The following is a 6,578-nucleotide window of genomic DNA, read 5'->3' as shown; positions in this document are numbered from 1 at the left end:
GCACGAAGTATTCTTAGAAATTATAGAATACTTCGTGCTCATTTATCTGCTTAATTCGATATCAAGAGAAAAAGCATAGCTTTTTCAGTGGCCTCCAATTTTGGTAGGGGATTTTTGTTGTATAGTGTATTCACATGTGTAGTTTATTTCATTTTTCTATATGGTATAATATTAAGTATATAATAGGCGGAGGAATTAAATATGAGAAGAGAATTTGTAGAGTATATGGATAGCTTGCCTATAAAAGTTTCATATCAAAATATAATAGGATATCCAATTCATTGGCATGACTCTATGGAGATAATTTATGTTTTAAAAGGTAGTATCAAGATAGTTATTGAAACAGAAACCCATATAGTTAATACAGAAGAAATAGAAATAATAAATTATGATGAAGCACATAGTATACAGGCATTAGATAAAAATAATAGAGTTCTTATTTTTCAAATAGACAATTCTTTTTTTGATAAATATTATAATATAGAAAATATGTTTTTTTATACAGAATCTACAGGAAAAGATGTTCAGAAAAGTGAAAAGTACGAAAAATTAAGGACTTTTTTGAGCATTTTACTTTGTGAAGCTGCTCAAAAGAGTGAAGATTATGAAGATGCTATAGAGGATACATTGGTGGAAATTTTATATCATCTTATAAATAATTTTCATTATCTAATATATGATGAAGAAAGTTTAAAAGAAAATGAAGAGCAATTCGAAAGATATGATAGAATAATAAAATATATATATTCAAATTACAATAATAAAATAAGTCTCCAAGATATAGCAAGAAGAGAATATTTAAGTTCTCACTATTTGTCTTATGGAATGAAAAATACAGTAGGATATAGTTTTAATGATTTTGTAAACTTAACTAGAGTAGAGGAAGCTATAAAACTCTTGTTAGATACAGATAAGACCATTTCGGAGATTTCTGAGGAATTAGGGTTTTCACATACTAGATATTTTAATAAACATTTCAAGAAGCATTATAAATGCACCCCTATGCAGTATAGGAAAAAATATAAAATTGATGAAGAAAAGTATTTGCAAATGAAAAAGTTCATTAATTATCCTATAAAAGAAGCTTTAGAAGAAGTTTTTTATTATATTGAGGACTATTCTAGATATAATTATGAGGGTAAGATTTCTAAGATAATTTTAGATTCTTATGAAGGGGAAGAAGAACTGGAAAAAACTTGGCATAATATAATTAATTTAGGTATAGCTAAGAATATCTTAAGAAAAAATCAGATAAAACTAATCGAGGAAACTCAAAATGAAATAGAATTTAATTATGGAGTTTTAAGAGAAGTATTTTCTTATGATATGGAAATTTATACTATACGAGAGACTAATTTTTTTTCATGGAATCAAGTAGAACAAGTTATAAAGAGTATTATAAGATTAAATATAAAACCTATAATTTACATAGAAGATGATTTTAATAATATAGAGTTTATAAAAAAAATTATAGAAAGTTTTATATCATTTTTTATTAATATTTTTGGAGAAACTGAAGTTAAAAAGTGGAAGTTTATGATTAATAAAGAAGATACTGATTTTAATAATTTATTAATAGAAACTATTAATAATAATTTTGATATAGAAGTTTTACAGGAGAATTTGACAAGTGTTAATATAAATTCTATATATGATTCATCTTATATGATCCCTTACATAATTAATGGATTTTTAAATGAAGAAATAGATATTGGTATTCCAGTATTATTTGATGAATTTCCTATAAATCACAATATAGATAATGAACTTTTTTATGGAGGAAGAGGTCTTATAAATAAACAAGGGATTAAAAAGCCTCATTATTATGCATATTATTTATTGTCTAAACTTGGAGATAAGATTATAACAAAAGGAGAAGGGTATATCATAACTGGAAAAGAAGAAGATATACAAATTCTTATTTATTCATATAATGATGGATTAAATGAATTAATTTCTTTAGAGAATTTATATAAAGGAAAAGGAATAAAAAGCATTTTAGATAAAAAGTTTTCTATAAATTTAGGAGGGTTGTCACAGGATTACAGAATTATTAAATATGAAATCAATGAAAAAGTAGGATCCTGCTATGATTATTGGAAGTCAATGGGTAAACCTATATCTGTTAAGGAAGAAGAAATTGAAATATTAAGGAGAGTTTCTTTTCCAAAGTTAAATTTGTTTTATGCAAAAAGAACTCCTATTTATAATTTATTTTTAAAATTAGAAGGCTATGGTGCAGTATTTATAGAAATGCAAAAAGTACAAAAACACCTTTAATTAGGGTGTTTTTTATTTTTTGGTAAATTTATCAATAACATTAAATACTTAATATTATACTTAATACTCGTTTCATTAGTGAATGAATACTTTTTTAAAATTATGTATACTAAAAATAGATAATTTAAATTTATAAATAACTTTAAAAAGTGAAGTGGAGAGTGTAGATATGAGCGACAATACTAAGATTTACTCTGAAAAAAGTACTAGTAAACTTCTTTTTAAGTTTGCAGTACCTGCTATAATCTCCTTATTGGTATCAGAACTCTATAATATGGTAGATACTATATTTGTAGGAAGAGTTATTGGTGGAACCGGTATAGGAGCACTAACCGTTGCATTCCCAATACAAAGGTTAATGATAGCTGTAGGTTTAATGATAGCTGTAGGAGCATATACTTCTGTTGCAAGAAGTTTAGGAGAAAAGGATTATGATAGCATTAAATCTACAATCATAAATTCAGTGGTTATAATAATATTATTAATGACTATATTGCCATTTGTGATATTTATATTTAAGAATAGTATAATTAAAAATTTAGGAGCTAGTCGGAACATTTTTCCATATGCCAGAGATTATATTTCAATAATAATATTTGGCGGATTATTTCAATGTCTGACTGTAGTGTTTTGTTATATAATGACTGCCTTGGGAGATACAAAAATAACATTAAAGGCCACATCTTTAGGAGCAATACTTAATATAATTATAGACTATATTTTGGTTATAATACTTTCCTTTGGCATTAAGGGAGCGGCAGTGGCCACCCTTGCATCTCAAATAATTTCTTTCATTTATGCCTACTATAAATTTAAAGACATTATTTTAAGATTTAATATAAAAATGAAATTAAAATTTAATTTCAATATAGCAGGGTCTATAGTTGCTGTTGGATTTTCAACTTTTATTATAGAAGTATCTGATGCTATAGTGATATTTATATTAAACAATGTATTGCTTATATATACAGGAGAAGAAGCAGTTATTATTTTTGGGATTATAACAAAGATATCTATGTTCTTATTTATAACAGTTATAGGAATTAGTTCTGCAATGCAACCTATCGCTGCATATAATTATGGACAAGAAAATTATGATAAGGTAAAAGAGGTTGTGACAAAAACAATTAAGTGGGTAACTATTTCTTCAGTTATAATGTGGCTAGTTAACTTTATATTTGCTCCTAATATATTGGGAATTTTTATGAGAGATAAAGAACTTTTATGGGATACTGTAAGATATTTTAGAATAGTAATTTCAGTATTTCCTTGTGTAGGAGTATATTTTGTAGCAATATATTATTATCAGGCTATGGGAGAGGCAAAAAGTTCTTTTGTGCTATCCATATATAGACAAATAATAATTTTTATACCAGTTCTTTTAATAATGATGCCTTTAGCTAAAGGTATAATGGGAGCTAGCTTATCCTATCCAATATCTGATTTAATATCTGCAGTTACTGGTATATACTATATTAATAAAGCTTTAAGAGGAGAAGAAGGATTGATTACTCAAGAGCTTTAAAAAATTGTTATTAAATTATTCTAAAAAATTAATATAAAAATAGACTGCTAACAATTTTATATATTAGCAGTCTATTTTTATATTAGATATTACTAAAAATTACTAAATAAATTTAAATTATAACCGAATAATTAAATTGAGAAATGTTTAAATGTACTTAATATACGTCTAATGATTCTATAGTTGAAAATTTAATATGAAGAGGAGATGTAAATGGAAAATACAAGGGAAAAAACAAGTTTAGAAAATGAAAAAGTAAAAAAATATGTAATAACAACTATGTCTATTATTATCCCATCTACATTTATTATGGGAGTGATCACATCTTATGCATTGGGACTGAAAGATTTTAAATTTATGCTTAACATAGTTTTTTATTTAGCTTCAGGGTTAATAATTGGAGCTGCATCTGTTACTAAGAATATAAAAAAATTTATAAGACCTTTAATGATAGTAAATAACTTTACAGATAGTATACAAAAAGGAGATTTTAGCTATAAATTAACAGATGAAGAGAAGTTAAAGAATAATAAGATGTTAAATAATTTAAATATGACTATGGATAGTTTAAAAAAGTTAATTATAAATATAAAAGATTTAAGTTTTACAGCAAAGAAACTCTCAGAAGAAAATAATAGTTTGATAAATGAAATAGTATCTGTTGGAGAAAAAATAACCTTAACATCTAAAGAGTTTTCAGTTGCTTCTGAAGAACAAAAAAAATGGACAGAAAAAGGCAATGATTTAGTGGAAGAGTTATATACAAGCTTAGAAAAAATCTTAAAAGATACAGAATATAGTAAAACCCTTACAAGTGAAGCTATTGATAAAGTTAATTCTGGAAAATGTTTATTAGCAAATGAGGAGAATAAAATAGAACAAACAGAAAATATTACTAATAAAGCCGTAGAATCAATAACAATACTGCAATCAAAGTCTAGAGAAATTGAAGGAATAGTTGAAGTTATAGAAAGTATTTCTGAGCAAACTAATTTGTTAGCATTAAATGCATCTATTGAAGCTGCAAGAGCAGGAGAATATGGAAAAGGATTTGCTGTAGTAGCAGAAGAAGTTAGAAAGTTAGCTGAACAATCAGCTCTATCTACTAAGGAAATAAAGGATTTAATTATATATATTCAATCTTCCATAGCAAATACAGTTTATGATATAGATGAAGTTAAAGAAGTAATAATTGAACAGAACAAAGCTATATTAGAAGTTGTAGAATTATTTGATGAAATATCTAAAGTGTCTGAGGTAGTAACATGTAACATAAATAATATATGGAATTCTACAAATGTGTTAACAGAAAACTGTAAAGAAACAAGAGAAACTATAAATATTATTGCTTCTGCAGCAGACAATAATGTAACAAACTCAAAAGATATATTTAATTCTATGGAAGAACAGCTTCATATGTTTAATTCAATAAATGAATTAGCAGATAATTTATCTAAATTATCTTTAAAACTTAAGGATGAGGCATCTAAATATAATATTTAATAAATTTAAAAATAATTTTACTTTTATAACATAAGGAAGGAATTTTAATTAAAATCTTTCCTTATATGTTATTTAAGTAAAATTTCTTAGTATAATTAAAATATATATTAATAAATATATTTATTAATGGGGATAACATTGAAATCATATATGAGTAGCTATATAATAAAATTGAGAAAAGGTTTTCTATGGAGGATTATATGAAGATTACTATTGAAGATGTAGCAAAAGAAGCTGGAGTTTCAATAACCACTGTTTCAAGAGTTATAAATAATAATTATCCAGTAAAAAAAGAAACTCGTAAAAAAGTAGAAGAGGCAATTGAAAAATTGAAGTTTAATCCAAATGTATTGGCAAGGGGACTTATAAATCAGAAAACTGATACAGTAGGAATTATAGTTCCAAGTACTACAAATTTATTTTTCCCAACGGTAGTTAAAGGAATTGATAATGTATTAAAAAAACAAGGCTATAACATTTATTTATGTGATACAGATAATAGCGAAAAAGAAGAAGTAAGGTATGTTAAATCTCTATTAGGAAGAGTTGTGGATGGAATAATTATAATAGATCCCCAAACCTTCAATATGAAAAATGGTTTTTTTGAAGAAATCTCAAGGCAGGTACCTTTAGTTTGTATAAATGGATATAATAAAAATATAAATTGTAATTTTGTCTTAAATAATGAAGAGACAGGTGCCATTGAAGCTATGGAATATCTTATTTCTTTAGGTCATAAAAAAATAGCTTTTATTAGAGGAGAGAAAAGCTATTCATATGATTTAAAAGAAAAAGTTTATAAAGATATATTAAAAAAATATGGGTATGATCAGCACCAAGAAATTATAAATATAGGATATGGAAATAGTTATGATACAGTAGATACTACTATGAAATATATAGAAGATTTGTTAAATTTAAAAACTTGTCCAACAGCCTTTTTTGCCTGTAATGACATAATGGCTTTAGGTACACTAAATGCTTGTAAGAAAAAGGGGTTAGATGTACCAGAGTATGTTTCAATAGTAGGTTTTGATAATATTATAATATCCAGGTTATCGCAGCCTAAGATTACTACAGTAGATCAGAATATGTATCAATTGGGTAAATATGCTGCAGAAATGTTGCTTAATATTATAAATACACAGTCAAAAAAAGTGGATAGAATCATATTAAATACTAAACTTATTATGCGAGACAGTTGTAAAAGAGCAAGAAAAGAGGAAGTTTAAGATGAAAGGTTAATAGAGATAATTTTTATTAAGAATAA

4 protein-coding genes are annotated in these 6,578 nt (G+C 25.4%); all 4 read left to right on the top strand.

The features are described from left to right. The first annotated feature begins 201 nt into the window (after window positions 1–201). The 4 genes from J2Z24_RS14660 to J2Z24_RS14645 all read left to right on the top strand — a co-directional run bounded on the left by J2Z24_RS14660 (window position 202) and on the right by J2Z24_RS14645 (window position 6,540). On the top strand, window positions 202–2,280 hold the full coding sequence (locus J2Z24_RS14660) for a helix-turn-helix domain-containing protein (RefSeq protein WP_035152508.1): 2,079 nt from the start codon (window positions 202–204) through the stop codon (window positions 2,278–2,280). Between the two features lie 169 nt (window positions 2,281–2,449). Beyond that, window positions 2,450–3,805 carry an MATE family efflux transporter gene (locus tag J2Z24_RS14655; protein WP_035152509.1) on the top strand — a complete coding sequence of 452 codons (1,356 nt, stop codon included), beginning with the start codon at window positions 2,450–2,452 and terminating at the stop codon, window positions 3,803–3,805. 213 nt (window positions 3,806–4,018) lie between these two features. Next, window positions 4,019–5,308: a methyl-accepting chemotaxis protein gene (locus J2Z24_RS14650; RefSeq protein ID WP_051593478.1), complete on the top strand. Its 1,290-nt coding sequence runs from the start codon at window positions 4,019–4,021 to the stop codon at window positions 5,306–5,308. A gap of 200 nt (window positions 5,309–5,508) precedes the next feature. Further along, window positions 5,509–6,540: a LacI family DNA-binding transcriptional regulator gene (locus J2Z24_RS14645; protein ID WP_035144703.1), complete on the top strand. Its 1,032-nt coding sequence runs from the start codon at window positions 5,509–5,511 to the stop codon at window positions 6,538–6,540. The last annotated feature ends 38 nt before the right edge of the window (window positions 6,541–6,578 follow it).

This window comes from Clostridium tetanomorphum, assembly GCF_017873215.1.
In the GTDB taxonomy this organism is placed as follows: Bacteria; Bacillota; Clostridia; order Clostridiales; family Clostridiaceae; genus Clostridium_AO; species Clostridium_AO tetanomorphum.
This window is presented reverse-complemented; position numbering and strand designations above follow the sequence as displayed.

Bases quoted from the DNA above. Each gene is read 5' to 3' on its own strand.
- J2Z24_RS14660 (WP_035152508.1), top strand. From the start codon at position 202: ATGAGAAGAGAATTTGTAGAGTATATGGATAGCTTGCCTATAAAAGTT.
- J2Z24_RS14655 (WP_035152509.1), top strand. From the start codon at position 2,450: ATGAGCGACAATACTAAGATTTACTCTGAAAAAAGTACTAGTAAACTT.
- J2Z24_RS14650 (WP_051593478.1), top strand. From the start codon at position 4,019: ATGGAAAATACAAGGGAAAAAACAAGTTTAGAAAATGAAAAAGTAAAA.
- J2Z24_RS14645 (WP_035144703.1), top strand. From the start codon at position 5,509: ATGAAGATTACTATTGAAGATGTAGCAAAAGAAGCTGGAGTTTCAATA.